This is a genomic window from Gordonia sp. AC31 (assembly GCF_031844505.1).
Taxonomy (GTDB): domain Bacteria; phylum Actinomycetota; class Actinomycetes; order Mycobacteriales; family Mycobacteriaceae; genus Gordonia; species Gordonia hongkongensis.
Window position 1 is genome coordinate 113,546 of sequence record NZ_JAUZVK010000008.1, and the last position, 15,544, is coordinate 129,089.

Here is a 15,544-nt window from a genome sequence, read left to right on the forward strand (position 1 = left end):
ATGTCATCCACGTTTCTCCACAGGGTCACCGAATCGGCGCCAAGCAAGCACTTGGTTTGTTAGCTTCTCGTCGATGGGATTCCTGAAGCAGACCACGCCAGAGATCGACTTCCCGACCTGGAGTCAGGGCACGCGCGCGGAGAAGATCAAGCCGATGGCGCGGCACTGGGCCGAGGTCGGGTTCGGGACACCGGTGGCGCTGCACCTGTTCTACGTCGGCAAGATCCTCCTCTACGTCCTTGTCGGCTGGGTCGTCGTGATCAGCACACCCGGGATCGACGGCTTCTTCGACGTCACCGACTGGTACAACGAGCCGATCGTCTTCCAGAAGGTCGTGCTCTACACGATGCTGTTCGAGGTCGTCGGTCTGGGATGCGGGTTCGGTCCGCTGAACAACCGGTTCTTCCCGCCGCTGGGTTCGATCCTCTACTGGCTACGTCCGAAGACGATCCGGCAGCCACCATGGCCGCGGATCCCGTTGACTGCCGGTGATTCCCGTAACCCGGTCGACGTCATCCTCTATGGCGCCCTGCTCGCCTTGCTGGTCATAGCGCTGTTCAGTCCGGGTAGCGGCGCGATCCCGGAGCTGGACACGACCGTCGGCGTCCTCCCCAGCTGGCAGATCTGGGCCGTCCTGGGTGTGCTCGCGGCGATCGGTCTGCGTGACAAGACCGTCTTCCTCGCGGCGCGCGGTGAGGTCTACGGCGCGTTCACCGTGGCGTTCCTCTTCAGCGGGGTCGACATGATCATCGCCGCGAAGCTGGTCTTCGTCTGCATCTGGCTCGGGGCAGCGACGTCGAAGCTGAACAAACACTTTCCGTTCGTCATCGCGACGATGATGTCCAACAACCCGATCTGGCGTTCCCCGAAGATCAAACGGAAGTTCTTCGAGAGCTTTCCCGACGACCTGCGGCCGGGCCGTCGATCACGATGGATCGCGCACTTCTCCACTGCGGTCGAAGGACTCGTGCCGCTCGTCCTGTTCTTCTCCCACGGCGGGTGGGTGACCGCGGTGGCGGCGACGATCATGCTGATCTTCCATTTCGGCATCCTGTCGTCGATCCCGATGGGCGTCCCGCTGGAGTGGAACGTCTTCATGATGTTCGGCATCCTGGCGATCTTCGTGGGGCACCCCGACATCGGACTCGCCGACCTCCAATCAGCCTGGCCACTACTGCTTTTCGCGGCCTCCGCCGCAACGGTGATCATCGGGAACCTGATGCCGCGCAAGGTCTCGTTCCTGCCCGGCATGCGCTACTACGCCGGGAACTGGGACACCGGCTTGTGGTGCATCAAGCCGTCCGCGTCGGCGAAAATCGAACAGGGCATCGTCGCCATCGCGTCGATGCCGGCCGCGCAACTCGAACGCTTCTACGGAAGTCCCGAAGCGGCCCAGATCCCTCTCTACATGGGGTATGCGTTCCGGTCGTTCAACAGTCACGGTCGGGCGTTGTTCACGTTGGCGCACCGGGCGATGGCCGGCGCCGGGAGCGGAGCGAGCGGGCCGGATGAGAACGGCGTCGCGGAGTCGGAGTATGTACTGACCGACGGCGAACGAATCTGCAGCACGGCGATGGGCTGGAACTTCGGCGACGGCCATCTCTCCAACGAGCAGCTCATCGAATCCTTGCAGCGGCGTTGTCATTTCGAGCCCGGGGAGGTCCGGATCGTACTGCTCGACGCGCAACCGATCCACCGACAGACGCAGGAGTACCGCCTCGTCGACCCGGCCGTCGGCGAGTTCGAACGCGGATACGTACGCGTTGCCGACCTGGTCACGCGACAGCCGTGGGACGACCAGGTTCCCGTCACGGTGACCTGGCGCGCCGACGACGGCCGGGCAGATCCCACCGAATAAGATCGGGGCGATTGGGTCCGCCAGGCGGATCACAATGCCCCCACAGCTTCAGCAGCCCGGCGCCGGTCACGCACCTTGGTCGACGACTCCGCCCGATTCACGACCCAGGTGGCGCCACCGGCCATGGCAAGCCCGAGAGCCGTTGCCCAGCCGAAGTATTCGCCGTACATCGCGGTGCCCCACACCGCGGTGACGGGCGGCATCAGGAACATCAGCGTGTTCACCGAGGTGACGCCGGACCGTCGTAGAAGTATCCAGTACAGCCCGTAACCGCCGAGCGTCGACAGGATCGACAGCCAGGCGATCGCCAGCCAGAAGGTGCGGTCGGCCGGCGGCACCGCCACCCCCGCGAGAAGGCCTGCCGCGGTGAAGATCACCGCGGAGACGCCGCAGTGGATCGCCAGGATGATCATGGGTGACGGCGGGTCGACGACGCGTCGTTCGAGGAAGGTGGCGGCAACCAGCGCGGCCATACCGAGCAGCGGGACGAGATACGCCCACCACGGCGCGTCCGCGGATGACGTCGCGTCCGACCAGGTGACCAGTACAACCCCGGCCGCGCCGACGAGCAGACCCCACCACTGTCGTCGGTGGGTGACCGCCCCGAGCAACGGACCTGCCAGTGCGGCGACGACGAGCGGTTGGACACCGTCGATGAGTGCGGTCGTCCCGGTGCTGACGCCGAGAGCGATCGCCCAGTACACCGTGACCGTGTAGCCGGCTTGCGAGAGCGCACCGATGACGACCTGGGAACCGACCGCTCGCCCGGACATCGGCGCGAGGCCACGCCGACGCCACCGGAAGTACACCGCGGCCCCGAGTACGACCGCGACCACCAGGAATCGCCACATGAGGACCGTGAGCACCGGCGCCTCACCCGCGCCCAGATTCGCGCCGATGAAACCCGACGACCAACAGACGACGAACACCGCCGACATGACAACTGTCACCCATCGCGCAGGTATACCGATCTGTGAAGTTTGCATGCAGCCGACCTTACCGATCGGTGTAGTCTTTGTCATGTGACTGCCGAGACCACACTCTCGACCGTGGAGTGGACACCCAAGGCCCGACTCATCCTCGACGCGGCCTCGGCACTGTTCTACGAACACGGCATCCACGCGGTCGGTGTCGACTCCATCGCGGCAGCCGCGGGCGTCACGAAACGCACGCTCTACGACCGCTTCGGCTCCAAGGAGCAACTGGTCGTCGAGTATCTGCGTGCCCGCAACGCCGCCTGGCAAGAGTTCCTCCGGTCCCGCCTGGACGCCGCCGATGCGTCGCCGAGCGCACAACTCGCCGCGATCTTCGACGCCACGCGGGACTGGTCGGAGGACCGCGGTCACAAAGGGTGCGCGATGATCAACGCGCACGCCGAGATCAGCGATCCCGGGCATCCCGCGTTCTCGATCATCGTCGGCCAGAAACACGAGCTACGGGACCTCTTCGCCTCGATCGCGACGAAGGCCGGCGCGCCCAACTCGCGCACATTGGCACAGCGACTGTTCATCCTCCACGAGGGCGCGCTGGTGACCGCCGGGATGGGGGTCGAGCCGGGAGCCCTCGACGCGGCTCGCGACTTCGCACTCGAGATCTTCGACGGCCAGCAGTCGAATTGACGAACTCTTAGCGCCCGGATGCGTTCCGCAGCAACATGATGCGGAGTAGATCTGATGCGGTGACCTTGTTCGACATACTGCCCTCTCTGAAAGGCGTCACCGTGACCAGATCGTTCGACACCGCGACGTGGGGAACACCGTTACGCACCGTCGGACCGGACGTCGTCGCCGGCGACCTGTCCCTCCGCGCAGAATCGCTGCACCGCAAGGTCGCGTTCTACCTCGACGCCGACGGCGGGCCCGTCTGCCAATCCCTGTGCCCGACCGGGGTGTGGTACCCGACGCTGGTCACCCGGATCACGTCTGCAGTCGTCGCCCACGGCCGCGTCGTCGTCTACGTCGACGCCGCCCTCCCACTCCACTCCGCGTTGCTCGATGTCGCTTTCCCGGGGACTCATCTGGCGGGTGCGACCATGCTCGACATCACCGTCGTCGACCTGTCCCGGCATCGTCGCACCCTGTACGCCGAGGCCCCCGCGCATCTCACGGTCACCGGCACCATCGCCCTGGCCCTGTCGCCCGTGATCCCGACGCGGGCAACGGACCCGCGAACCGCCTCCCGGTCGGTAACCGCCTGACACGATCGCACACGGCACGACAACTACTGGGCAAAGAGAAGCCGAAACCGCCGCCACGGCTCATAATCGCCTGATGCAACCGGAAACGGTCTCACGATTCCTGCCCGGATTGGGAGTGCTCCGCAGCTACGAGCGGTCGTGGCTGAAGGGTGACATCGTCGCCGGGATCGTCCTGACGGCGTTGCTCATTCCCGCCGGCATGGGGTACGCCGAAGTCGCCGGGTTGCCGCCGGTCACCGGTCTCTACGCGACGGTCATACCGCTGCTCGTCTACGCCGTCGTCGGACCGTCCCGCATCTTGGTCCTCGGGCCCGACTCGTCGCTCGCCCCGATCATCGCGGCGTCGATCATTCCGCTCGCCGCGTTCGACGCCGAGCGCATCGCCTTGGCCGGCGTGCTCGCCATCGAGGTCGGTCTGGTCCTCCTGATCGGCGGCCTCCTCCGGCTCGGCTTCGTCACCGACCTGCTGTCCAAACCGATCCGCATCGGCTACCTCAACGGGATCGCACTGGTCGTGGTGCTCAGCCAGTTGCCGAAACTGTTGGGCTTCAGCGTCGATGGCGATTCGGTCCTCCAGGAGGCGATCGACATCGTCCGGGGCGTCACGTCCGGCGAGGCCGAGCTGCTGCCGACGGTCATCGGGGTGTCGTGCCTGGTCCTGATCTTCGCACTCAAGTTCTGGCGCAAAGCGATTCCCGGAGTTCTGGTCGCGGTGGTGGCCTCGATCATCGCGGTCGCGGTCTTCGGCTGGTCCGATGACCTGCCGGTCGTCGGAGCGATGCCCCGCGGATTCCCGTCGCCGTCCCTGGAAGGCGTGACCCTCGACGACGTCATCAGCCTGATCGGCCCGGCCGTCGGTATCGCGCTGATCGCGTTCGCGGACACCAGCGTGCTGTCGCGAACATTCGCCGCGCGTGCGGGTGACCAGGTCAACGGCAGCCAGGAGATGGCGGCCATCGGCACCGCGAACATCGCCACCGGCTTCCTGAGCGGCTTCGCGATCTCGGCGTCGTCCTCCCGCACCCCGGTGGCCGAACAGGCCGGCGCCAAATCCCAACTCGCCGCGGTCGTCGGGGCGCTTCTGATCGTCGTGTTCATCTTCGTCGCACCGGGAGTCACCGCCTACCTTCCGTCAGCAGCGCTGGCCGCCGTCGTGATCGCCGCGGCCATCTCGCTGATCGACATCTCCGGCGTGGTGGCGCTGTTCCGCGCAAACTGGGTCGAGGGTGCGCTGTCGATCGCCGCGTTCCTCGGTGTCGCGCTGATCGGTGTCCTGCAAGGCATCCTGGTTGCGATCGGCCTGTCGTTCATCGCCTTCGTGAATCTCGCGTGGCGACCGTACCGGACGGAGTTGGGGCGGGTTCCGGGACTGCGCGGCTACCACGATGTGACCCGCCATCCCGAGGCCGAACGCATCGACGGTGTGCTCATCATCCGATTCGACGCCCCGTTGTTCTTCGCCAACGGCGGCATGTTCGACGACTACGTCCGAGGCAAAGTCCGCGAGGCGAGAACAGCGGGGCGAGAGCTCCACACCGTGATCATCGCCGCCGAACCCATCGTCGACATCGACGCCACCGCCGTCGACGAACTCGTCGAACTGGACGACTATCTCCGTAGCCACGGCATCACCCTTGTCTTCGCGGAGATGAAGGACCCGGTGCGAGACATTCTCCGACGCTATGACCTGCGCGTCGACGGCAGACCCCGGTTCGACGACACGCATTTCGCGCCCACTACCGGCGCGAAGATCGACGAGATCACCGGGCAACCCCGCCGAGACGTCCAGAAGTCGAACGACGGGATCTGACACCGCGACATCGGACGCCCCTCAGTGCGCGAAGATCACCGGCCCGAGGAATTCACACACCGTCAGCGCCAGAGCGAGATCCAGGCGGTCGCGGTCCGCCGGGACCTCGGCGAGCGCCTTGCCGACGCGATACTTCACCGTGTTGCGGTGGAGGTTGAGCCGTTCAGCGGTGTGGAGGTGGCTTTCCTTGGTGGCGAAATACACCGACAGCGTCTCCCGCAGCATGTTCGCGTTCGGGGAGTCCTCGGCGAGTCCGCCGAGGACCTCGTGGACCCACGCCCGCGTCGACTCGAGGTCCTGCGCCAGCAGGGACACCACGGCCACACCTCGGTCGCCGAATCCGATCACCCGACTCGCCGCACCACCCGGCATGGTCGCCACCGAGTAGGCGGCGAGTGCCTGCTCGTGGGTTCTCCGGAAACCCCGTGCCCCGGATGCGGGAAGGCCCACCGCGACTCGGATTCCCGCCGGCACGGTCGAGCGCACCGCGGTCACCGACGAACCGTCGGTGACGTCCCGTCCGACCAGTGGAATCCAGGCCCAGACCGTCGACCGGTCGATCGCGGTGACGATCGGCGGGGAGCCTCCGCCCACCCGGGTACCGAGTTCGCGGGCCGCGTGGGTGAGCGCGACCAGTTCGCGGGGTTCGTCGTCGAATGACCACAGGATGAGCGCGAGGTGCCTGCGGTCGAGCGCGTAACCGGTCTCGGACTCGAAGGCCCGCTCATCGGATTCGGCGCCGTCGAGGAACGAGTGGATGGCCGCTGATTGCACGTTGCCCTCGACGCCGAGCCACCGTCGGCGTTCGTCTTCGTACGCCTCGAACACGTACAGGGAGATCCAGTCGATGTATCCGGACAACACATCGGAGATGTGCCGGGTCAACGCCATCGACTGTCCGGCGTCGAGGTCGAGATCCTCGACCAGTCGGTAACATTCACGCATCACGCTGTTCTGCCCGAGATGGTAGGCCCGCACGAGCGAGTTCGACGGCACGTCCCGTTGCGCCAGACGCAGCGCGTATTCCACTGCGGCGGTGGTCGGTTGCAGGTGTTCGATCGGAATGTCGTTCGCCAGGACGTGGATGATCGTCGAGACGTTGCCGTGCACGCTCGCCTCGAGCAACTCCACGAGCTTGGGATCGGTGTCGAGCTGATCGATCTCCCGGGCCATCATGGCGCTCAACTCGGTGACGATGTCGGACACGTTCTCGTGCAGAGTCTTCGCGATCATGGCCGCCTGCTCGAGCAGCTCGGACCCGGCCGCCGCGGGCACTCCGGCCAACCGGTCGCGCGCGGCGTCCCCCGCCGTCCACAGCGCACGCGACGGTCGCGACGCGGTCATCGTCGCGACCGTGCGTACCGCAACGCCGACTCGGCGGCGTGGTATCCGCACAACCCGTGGATACCGGCACCGGGTGGACTCGCTTGAGAGCAGATGTACACGCCCGGTACGCCGATCGCGTACGGATCGAGCGCGGCACGGGGTCGCAGGACCATCTGCAGGCCGTCGTTCGCTCCGCCGATGATGTCCCCACCCGCGAAGTTGGCGTTCGACGAGTGGAGCTGTTCGGTACCCGTGCTGACCGTCGCCACGATCCGATCACGGAATCCCGGTGCGAATCTCTCGATCTGCGCGACGATCTGCTCGGTGGCATCTCCGTCGAAACCTCGAGGGACATGCGCGTACGCGTAGATCGGATTGACCCCGCCCGCACTGCGACCGGGATCGGCGATGTACTGCTGACCGAGCAGGACGAACGGCCGTGGGACCATCACACCGGCCGCGCGCTGTCGCTCGGTGTGGGCGATCTCCGCGAAACTCCCGCCGAGGTGCACTGTCCCGGCGCGCAGGCAGTCCGGATTCGACCACGGGATGTCCCCGTCGATCGCGAAGTCGACCTTGTAGGCCGACGACCCGATTCGATAACGCCGGTACGAGCGGCGAATTCGAGCCGGCATCTCGTCGCCGAAGATCGAGAGCACCTGCGCCGGGGACAGGTCGAGCAGCGTGATGTCCGCCCGCGGCAGGTCGGCACGCGAGCTCACCCGGACACCGGTCTCGATCTTGCCGCCCGAATCCCGCAGTGCGCCGACGATCGCCGCGGTGATCGCTCCCGAACCGCCCTCGGCCACCGGCCATCCGTAACGATGCCCGCTCGCTGCGATCATGAGCCCGAGTGACGCGGTGAGCGGACGGTCCAACCGGGAGAACAGGTGTGCCGCGATCCCGCCGTACAGCGCACGGGCACGCTCGGTACGGAACCAGCGCGCGAGCACGGTGGCAGGCAGGATGGCTCGCGGGCCGAACGATGCGAGGCGAATCGGGTGACCGGGCACGTGCACGACCGGGCGGAGCAGATCGTCGCCGAGATCGTCGAAATGCTCGGCCAGATCACCGAACATCGCCTGCCAGCGCGATCCGTCGGCGCCCAGTCCCGCCGCCGTGGCACCGATCGACCGGAACAGCAATCCGGCGTCGCCGGAATCGAGAGGGTGCGCGCAGTCGGCGTCGGGCCACTTCCACGCCAGCCCGTACCGCTCGAGACCGACCTCCGCCCAGAACGGCGATCCCACGCCCAGCGGATGGAAGGCCGAACAGTGGTCGTGGATGACGCCCGGGACCGTCAGTTCGCCCGACCGGGCCCCACCACCGACGACCTCGGCCGCCTCCAGGACCTGCACGTCGACACCGTTGCGCGCCAGGTGCAGAGCGGCGGCGAGCCCGTTGGGCCCGCCGCCGACCACGACAGCTGTGGTCACTGCGGCGCCTGATCGGTCAGCCGGACCGTTGTCGCGCTGCGGTCATCGGAGCGCATCTTCGGTTCATGCACCACCTCAGGATCGGTGACGGCGCGGCGAGCGTCAACGTCGAGAGTCCAGTCGACCTGGAACGGGATGGGCCCGTTGGGCAGCCACGGTTGCTCGTTCACCGCGTCGACCACCCGGTAGGTCCCGGTCTCGATGACGCCCAGCGCCGCATCGATCACCTTGAACCGCTGCGTGCCCCGGTGAATCGGCTGGGACTCGATCCAGACCACCGTGAACTCGCCCGGCGCGAAGCCGCACCGCTTCTGCAGCGCCGCGATGAGCCGCTCGTCATGGAGATGCCCGTCACCGAAGTTGAAGGCCACCAACGAGTTACACGAGAACTCCGCCTCCCTCAGCGTGTAGGTGTCGATATCGGACCCGAGATGACGGATCATCAGCGAGTACAGCGCGCGCCCCTGGCTGTGCATCGAACGCCAGGCCAGCAGCTGGTGCATCACGACATCGGCCACCTCGGCCGGGTACGAAGCGAGGAGCTGGGTGCGGGTGTTCTTCGCGGGCCGCACGATGTGCTGGTCGAGCTTCTCCTCGGCACCGGGCGCGAAAGCCCACGTGGCCGACGCCCAGTTCCCCGCGTACTGGCGCATCGACGGGAGGAACGAGACCAGGTCCGGACGGAGGTTGCCGAGCACGGGGAAGAAGCAGAGCGCCGCGGCGATCAGCACCATCGCCCACGGCATCGACGTGTCGGTCAGCGCGTAACCGTCCCAGGCCGGGAATCCGAGGAACAGGAACACCGAGGCGTACGCGAAGAGCAGGTTCCATTCGAGCGGAACGGCCAGTGGGAACGTCGACAGGATGAAGAAGTGGAAGCACACCATGAGGACGACCGCCGCCACGGTGAGCGACTTGCTCGTCGAGAACAGCAAGACCAGCGGGGTGACGACCTCGACGATGGTGCCCAGGACGTGCCCGACGCCGCCAGCCAGCTTCGACGGCCGCATGTCCTCGGGGAAGTCGCGATAGTGCGCCCGCTTGATCTTCTTGCTCGGCAACCACGGGGTGTTCGACAGCATCGGCGGGATCACCATCGAGAAATGATGTCCCAGCTTGGAGATCCCGGCACCGACCCACACCGACACGATGAGCAGTTTGAGCGCCAGGATCATGTCGACGAACGGGAGGACGCCGAAGAAGATCATCGCCGGGAGATACTGCTCGGAGCGAGCCGCGATGAAGATGACCTTGTCCCGCAGGCCGATCACCACGAACAGCGCGATGAGCGGGTACATCAGAACGGGGTTCACCAATCCCTGGTTGTCGGCCACCACCGAGTCAAGCGAGTTCGACGCGATACCCGGGAGCGCTATCGCGACAGCAAGATTCGCGAGAATGAGCGCGTAGACCGCGATGTCGAACGCGGTGCGGGAGTCACCCTTGGTGAAGGGCACCTTGCCGGGCCACGGTGGAAGCCGGATCGTCTGTGGCCGCAGCCAGTACAGGAAGCCGCCGGTCATCGGTTTGAAATGTCCGGCCAGCGGCCCCCACGACCCTCCGATGCCCAGGACCTCCACCAGCACGGTCCACAAGACCAGCTTCTGATAGACGATCGGCTGGTTCCACCACTCGGTCACGTGCAGCGGGTTGAGTCCGGACGTCAGCGTCGCGAGGACGATCCCGACACCGCCGTAGAAGACGAAGACTTTCATCAGATAGATCAGATGAACCATCTTCGGCGTGCCGAAGCCGTGATCGGCCCAGTGGGCTCCCAGCACGCGGATCCGATCGAAGAACGGCCGCTGGAGGAATGTCTCCGGGTCCACTTGGGGAAAGTCTGGTTGGGTGAGTCCCATTGGTGCGCACTCCTTGTCGTGTGAATGGGTCGGTTGAGGTGTGGGTGGGTTGGGTGTGGGACCGGCATCGCCGGTCTCGGCGCGCGGGTCATCGGCTCGGCGTCCGCCGTGGGACGTCGAAATCGGGCCGAATCGGGGGATCAGATGGGCTGCGGACTGTGGAGACCGGAACGCAGCGCCGGTTTGTCGATCTTCCCGACCGGATTGCGCGGCAGTTGGTCGACGACGTGGATTGTGCTCGGCTGCTTGATCTTCGCCAGCCGTCCGGCGAGGTGGTCAGCCAGCTTTCCCGCATCGACCGCACGGTGTGGGTAGGCGACGACGAACGCGACGGGCAACTCGCCGTAGAGTTCGTCCGGTGCTCCCACGACCGCGCACTCGAGCACGTCGGGATGCGTCGCCAGTGCGTTCTCGATCTCCTTGGGGTAGATGTTCTCCCCGCCACGGATGATCATGTCCTTGATGCGGCCCACCAGGGTCAGGTAGCCGTCCTCGTCGAGGCGGCCCACATCCCCGGAGTGCAGCCGGCCGTTGATGACAGTCGACGCGGTCGCCTCCGGCCGGTTCAGGTAGCCGCGCATGACATTCGGCCCGCTGATGACGACTTCACCGATCTCGCCGGTGGGCACCTCCGTGCCCTGTTCGTCGACGATGGAGATCCGCTGCCCCGGAAGCGCCGGGCCCACCGTCCCGAGTTTGCGTACTCCGACGACCGGATTGCAGGCCGACGCACAGGTGCCCTCGGTCAGGCCGTAACCCTCGACGACAGGTATCCCGAAGGCGCCCTCGACCCGGTCGAGCAGTTCTCTCGAGATCGGGGCGGCCCCGCAGACCGCGAACCGGAGAGACCCGGTGGCCCCAGCTGTCAGACCGTCCTGCGACACGAGGAGCGCGTAGATGGTCGGTACGGCGGAGAAGTATGTCGGGGTGAGCCGTGCGACGTCGTCGAAGAACCGTGACGAGGAGAATCTCCCGGTGATGCTCAGCTGCCCGCCCGCGAGCATCGGCGCCAGGAAGCTCACGCAGATGGCGTTCACGTGGAACAGCGGCAGCACCAGGAGGGCATGGTCGGCCGCGGTGAGACCGAAATGCGTGACCATGGTCGACGCCATGTAGTGCAGATTGTCGTGCGACAGTCGGACACCCTTGGGTCTGCCGGTGGAGCCGGAGGTGTAGATCAGCAATGCGTCGTCGCCGGCGGCCGGTGACAGTGAGCCCCGCCAGTCCGCGCTCGGCGCCGTCGCCAGTTCCTCCACGTCGAACCGGGCACGGTCGGACCTCAGTTCTGCTGCGCGGGTCCCGATGACGACCCGTGCTCCCGAATCCGCCAGCTGGTACTCGGCTTCCTCCGGGGTGAATGCCGGGTTGACCGGAGTGGCGACCGCGCCGATCCGCCATGCCGCCATCAACGTGACCAGCAGTTCGATCCGGTTGGGCAGAAAGGTCGCCACGACGTCCCCGGGTCGAACGCCAGCACGGCCCAGTTGTTCGGCGACACCCTCGACGCGACGCGCAAATCCGGCGTAGTCGAGGGCGACCACGTCATCGCGAACACACGGGGCGTCGGCGCGATGGGTCAGGTCCCATGCGAAGTACGTGCTGGTCACCGGGCTTGCCTCCGAGATCGTCGTGGTTGATGTGATCCAGAACACTATGAAAGCGGGAGCCGAACCGAAACGGTCGCGGAGGCCAGACTTCCTCGAGACCTTTGTGCTCGGGGGACAATCCGACACCGGACGTCGTCGGTCCGGTCGAGCTCTGCGTGCGCGGGGTCCCGGTAGCGTGTGAGGTGCTCTGCGCAGGCCCTCGCGAGCGTTCGGCGAACCCTGGGCGGGCCACCGTTGCACGACGTCACCCGACCGCCGAGGAAGCACCATCCATGACCGCGCACGCCAACGGACCCTTACCGTCGAGACGGTCGCCGGACGACGGACGCGCGCTCGACGCGGTCGCCGCCTTCGACGCCGGACTGTCCGACCAGGAGCGGCGGGTGCTGACCGAGCGCGTCTACGCTGCCAGCCCTCGCACCCAGTCGGAGGTCGCCGACCTTCTCGGGTTGTCCCGCGAGCGAGTCACCCAGATCGATCGCTCCACACGACACCGCCTGCGCTCGTTGATCGAGGCGGACCCGGCCCTCGCCGACCTGTCGGCGATGATCAACCGCCGGGCCGCTCCGGTCGCGGACGCCGCTGCGCTCATGGCCGACTCGACGCTCGCCGGGACTCCGGTGGGCGGCGTCGAGGCCCCGTGCTGGCGGGTGGTGGCCGCGGCGTCGGGTCTGCGCACGAGCGAGAACTGGATCATCCGGGGCAGCCTGCGCTCGGTCGCCGAGTTCACGAAGTCGGCGGTCGAGGCGGCGGCGCGCCCCGGCGAGGCGGCTTCGGTCATCACCATCGCGGATCACCTGGGCCTGTCCGGAGATTCGGCCGCACGGTGGCTACTGCGGGCGGGATACGAACTACTCGACGGCCACGCGATCGCCGCCCGGTCGACGACGGGCGAGATCGTCGTCGCAGCGCTCTCGATCCGCGGCGCGCCGTTGACCTTCGACGACATCATCGACGCGACTTCGGCGATCCCGCGTGCCCACAACAGTATTCGAAACGCGCTCGCCTCGGACGTGCGTATCGTCAGAACCGACCGCACCCGCTACGGCCTTGCCAAATGGGGCCTTCCACGATACGAGCCGGTCCATCTGCAGATCGATGCGATTCTCTCCGACCACGACGGGGCCGTGCCCCTCGACGACGTCATCGCGACGATCCGCGGTCGTCACGACGTCAGCGAGGCCACAATCCGTTCGTATGCCGGTGCCGGCGAATTCCAGATCCGCGACGGCATCGTCACCCGACGCGAACGACCACATCGGCCGCGGCGGACGCCGGGACGGACGCGCGGACTGTACCGCGAAGACGACGTCGTGCATTGGGCGACGACGATAACTCCCGCGCAGTGTCGCGGAACGGGTTTCAACATACCCAGCGCACTCGCCGGACTTCTCGGCATCGGCCCCGGTTCACCGGTCACACTCGAGACCGCGCTGGGCACACAGGCTTTCACGTGGGCATCGGTTCAGGCACGATCCGGCTCGATCAAGCGGTTCATCGATGAGCTCGAACTGGAACCGGGTACGCCCGTGTTCCTCGACTTCGGGCCGCACACCTTCACCGTTCGACGGGCCGAGCAGGCAACCGCGTCGTCCGCCGCGGACATCCTGACCCGGATCGGGCGGCAGCCGGCCCGGCTCACCAGAACCCGACTCCTCCAGGTGCTCGCCGAATCACTGTGGTTGCCAACGCAATCCGGAATCAACGACGTCGTCGAGCTCCTCGGCAGGCGTCGCGAGACCGACCTCGCGGACCGGGTCGCGGCCACACTGCGCTGAGCGTCGGGCATCGGTCAGCGAGTGCTCGGGGCACCCCAGTGGGGCTCGCCGTACGGGGCGTCGACCGCGACGCATGCGCCGGCCGACGCGCAGGCGAGGATCCGGACCATGGTGTCGCGAGTACCGAGATCGCCTTCGAAAGACACATACTCGCCACGACGCAGCCCGACGTCCGCCACCATCCGCTCCGCTTCGGCGATGAGTTGGCCGGTGGCGGCTTGTGGTTCGTGTCCGAGGTCGACGAGGCCGCCCTCGTTCCGGAGCATGTCCGCCGTCCGGAGTGCAGCGAGGACGAACTCGTCGCCGACGCGGTACATCTGACGACAGTGGCTCCGGGGCACGGCGGCTTCGACCAGATCCTCGACCTCGGTGCATTGATCGACATGAGCGAGCACGAAACCGATCTCGCACGAATGTGCCGGTTCGTTCGCTGGGCCGAGGACGATCGGAACCGTGACGGCGTCGACCTCCAGCAAGGAATACCAGGCGAGCACGAACTCCCAGCCGGTGCGGATCACGAGACCCACCCGACTGCCCGCGCGGACCCCGCAGGAGACCAGTTGCTCGGCCATCCATTCCACGGACTCGTAGAACCGTTCGAAGTCGATGACGGCGTCACCGGTGCGCACCGCGGGCAGCGAGCCATGGGTGTCGTGGGCGCCGCTCAGCAGCGAACATGAAGCCGACGTCTGACTCACACATCCCCGTATGCGTAGCGAGTTCGTCTGCCGTGCAGCCGAACTCGTGGAACTCGCGGGCGACTCCACCGTCTCGCACCGGCATGAGACCCTCACCTTGCAGAGGTTAGGCTACCTTTACCAAGCGGGTCGGTGTCAACCCCCTACATAGTTTTTCACTCATATCGAGTTTAGGGTACGTTCACCTACGATCCCACCCTGCCGCAGCTGTCGGGTCTCCCCCTGCGATGAGTCCCGACGTTCATGCGACACCCCGTTTCCGAACGGGTTGATGACACGAGGAGAGCACGAGATGACACAACGAACCCTGCGGGCCGTCGGACTGTCCGCACTCATCGGCGGATCGGTGACTGCCGCGCTGCTCGCCGGCGCCGCGTCGGCGGGCGCAGACACATTCGTCCGGCTTCCGGGCGGCACCGCGAAAGGTGAGGGCGTCCAGATCGTCCGATCCGAGGAGAGCGCGCGGGTCTCGACGTCGATGGCTGCCAACGGCGTGTCCAGAACCACCTGGGTCAGCGGCCAGATCACCTTGTACGCACCGAATCTCAAACCGGCGAAGGCAGGACCGAGCGTCGGCGCGGCCGGCGAGACCACCCTGCCCGGAAGCAACGGAACCGCCACGAACGGCGCCGCGGCCACCCTGTCCACCGGCTACATCATCGGGTGCCAGGTGAACATCAAGGGCCTGCAGGGCGGTCTGTCCGGATCGTTGACCCCGACCGCACCCTCCCTGTCGGGGACCCTGACCGTCCCGCTGGCCGCCGGCGACGTCACGTTCGTGGTGTTGAACACCAAGAACGTCGAGAAGGCCGGTACTTACCACCTCGGTTACGACGACGCGCAGATCGACGTGCAGAACTGCGGCGGATACGCCCAGGCACGAGCATTCACCACGATCGAGACCACCGGCGAGGTGCACCAGAAGGTGAACCTCTACGGCAAGCCGTTCTCCATCGGCTGACCGCGAACCCGTTG

At 66.6% G+C, this 15,544-nt stretch carries 12 protein-coding genes; 6 read left to right on the forward strand and 6 right to left on the reverse strand.

The genetic code is table 11. The features are described 5' to 3' along the window. Window positions 1-73 precede the first annotated feature (73 nt). Window positions 74-1,858 (forward strand): DUF3556 domain-containing protein, encoded by a 1,785-nt coding sequence (locus Q9R39_RS11955; RefSeq protein WP_058251000.1) that lies wholly within the window; start codon window positions 74-76, stop codon window positions 1,856-1,858. Window positions 1,859-1,887: 29 nt separating this feature from the next. On the opposite strand, the gene Q9R39_RS11960 is transcribed toward Q9R39_RS11955, so the two are convergent. Beyond that, window positions 1,888-2,844: a DMT family transporter gene (locus Q9R39_RS11960; protein WP_082652888.1), complete on the reverse strand. Its 957-nt coding sequence runs from the start codon at window positions 2,842-2,844 to the stop codon at window positions 1,888-1,890. A gap of 36 nt (window positions 2,845-2,880) precedes the next feature. Here Q9R39_RS11960 and Q9R39_RS11965 point away from each other — a divergent pair, with 36 nt between their 5' ends. From Q9R39_RS11965 to Q9R39_RS11975, 3 genes are all read left to right on the forward strand, one after another. Continuing rightward, entirely contained in the window at window positions 2,881-3,477 is a 597-nt protein-coding gene (locus Q9R39_RS11965) for a TetR/AcrR family transcriptional regulator (protein WP_058250998.1), read from the forward strand. Window positions 3,478-3,578: 101 nt separating this feature from the next. Next, window positions 3,579-4,055 carry a hypothetical protein gene (locus tag Q9R39_RS11970; protein ID WP_223259071.1) on the forward strand — a complete coding sequence of 159 codons (477 nt, stop codon included), beginning with the start codon at window positions 3,579-3,581 and terminating at the stop codon, window positions 4,053-4,055. Window positions 4,056-4,128: 73 nt separating this feature from the next. Next, complete coding sequence (locus Q9R39_RS11975) at window positions 4,129-5,865, forward strand: SulP family inorganic anion transporter (protein WP_058250996.1); 1,737 nt, start codon at window positions 4,129-4,131, stop codon at window positions 5,863-5,865. Between the two features lie 21 nt (window positions 5,866-5,886). On the opposite strand, the gene Q9R39_RS11980 is transcribed toward Q9R39_RS11975, so the two are convergent. The 4 genes from Q9R39_RS11980 to Q9R39_RS11995 all read right to left on the reverse strand — a co-directional run bounded on the left by Q9R39_RS11980 (window position 5,887) and on the right by Q9R39_RS11995 (window position 12,093). Beyond that, entirely contained in the window at window positions 5,887-7,209 is a 1,323-nt protein-coding gene (locus tag Q9R39_RS11980; protein WP_058250995.1) for a CdaR family transcriptional regulator, read from the reverse strand. Beyond that, window positions 7,206-8,627 carry an NAD(P)/FAD-dependent oxidoreductase gene (locus tag Q9R39_RS11985; protein ID WP_058250994.1) on the reverse strand — a complete coding sequence of 474 codons (1,422 nt, stop codon included), beginning with the start codon at window positions 8,625-8,627 and terminating at the stop codon, window positions 7,206-7,208. The genes Q9R39_RS11980 and Q9R39_RS11985 overlap by 4 nt, the downstream gene beginning before the upstream one ends. Continuing rightward, the gene (locus Q9R39_RS11990; protein WP_058250993.1) at window positions 8,624-10,486 is read right to left on the reverse strand and encodes a DUF3556 domain-containing protein; all 1,863 of its coding nucleotides are present in this window, start codon (window positions 10,484-10,486) and stop codon (window positions 8,624-8,626) included. The genes Q9R39_RS11985 and Q9R39_RS11990 overlap by 4 nt, the downstream gene beginning before the upstream one ends. 140 nt (window positions 10,487-10,626) lie before the next feature. Next, on the reverse strand, window positions 10,627-12,093 hold the full coding sequence (locus Q9R39_RS11995) for a class I adenylate-forming enzyme family protein (RefSeq protein ID WP_058251137.1): 1,467 nt from the start codon (window positions 12,091-12,093) through the stop codon (window positions 10,627-10,629). A gap of 272 nt (window positions 12,094-12,365) precedes the next feature. Between Q9R39_RS11995 and Q9R39_RS12000 the strand changes: the two genes are divergently transcribed. Continuing rightward, window positions 12,366-13,871, forward strand: a complete 1,506-nt coding sequence (locus tag Q9R39_RS12000) for a sigma factor-like helix-turn-helix DNA-binding protein (protein WP_058250992.1) — start codon at window positions 12,366-12,368, stop codon at window positions 13,869-13,871. A 14-nt stretch (window positions 13,872-13,885) separates the two neighbouring features. Here the strand turns inward: Q9R39_RS12000 and Q9R39_RS12005 are convergent, their stop codons facing one another. Beyond that, window positions 13,886-14,569, reverse strand: a complete 684-nt coding sequence (locus tag Q9R39_RS12005) for an AMP-binding protein (protein ID WP_223259072.1) — start codon at window positions 14,567-14,569, stop codon at window positions 13,886-13,888. A gap of 292 nt (window positions 14,570-14,861) precedes the next feature. Here Q9R39_RS12005 and Q9R39_RS12010 point away from each other — a divergent pair, with 292 nt between their 5' ends. Beyond that, window positions 14,862-15,530 carry an MspA family porin gene (locus Q9R39_RS12010; protein WP_058250990.1) on the forward strand — a complete coding sequence of 223 codons (669 nt, stop codon included), beginning with the start codon at window positions 14,862-14,864 and terminating at the stop codon, window positions 15,528-15,530. The last annotated feature ends 14 nt before the right edge of the window (window positions 15,531-15,544 follow it).

What these genes read in the sequence shown, in the direction of transcription:
- Q9R39_RS11955 (WP_058251000.1), top strand. Translation starts at nt 74, where the DNA reads ATGGGATTCCTGAAGCAGACCACGCCAGAGATCGACTTCCCGACCTGG.
- Q9R39_RS11960 (WP_082652888.1), bottom strand. Translation starts at nt 2,844, where the DNA reads ATGCAAACTTCACAGATCGGTATACCTGCGCGATGGGTGACAGTTGTC.
- Q9R39_RS11975 (WP_058250996.1), top strand. Translation starts at nt 4,129, where the DNA reads ATGCAACCGGAAACGGTCTCACGATTCCTGCCCGGATTGGGAGTGCTC.
- Q9R39_RS11980 (WP_058250995.1), bottom strand. Translation starts at nt 7,209, where the DNA reads ATGACCGCGTCGCGACCGTCGCGTGCGCTGTGGACGGCGGGGGACGCC.
- Q9R39_RS11990 (WP_058250993.1), bottom strand. Translation starts at nt 10,486, where the DNA reads ATGGGACTCACCCAACCAGACTTTCCCCAAGTGGACCCGGAGACATTC.
- Q9R39_RS12000 (WP_058250992.1), top strand. Translation starts at nt 12,366, where the DNA reads ATGACCGCGCACGCCAACGGACCCTTACCGTCGAGACGGTCGCCGGAC.
- Q9R39_RS12010 (WP_058250990.1), top strand. Translation starts at nt 14,862, where the DNA reads ATGACACAACGAACCCTGCGGGCCGTCGGACTGTCCGCACTCATCGGC.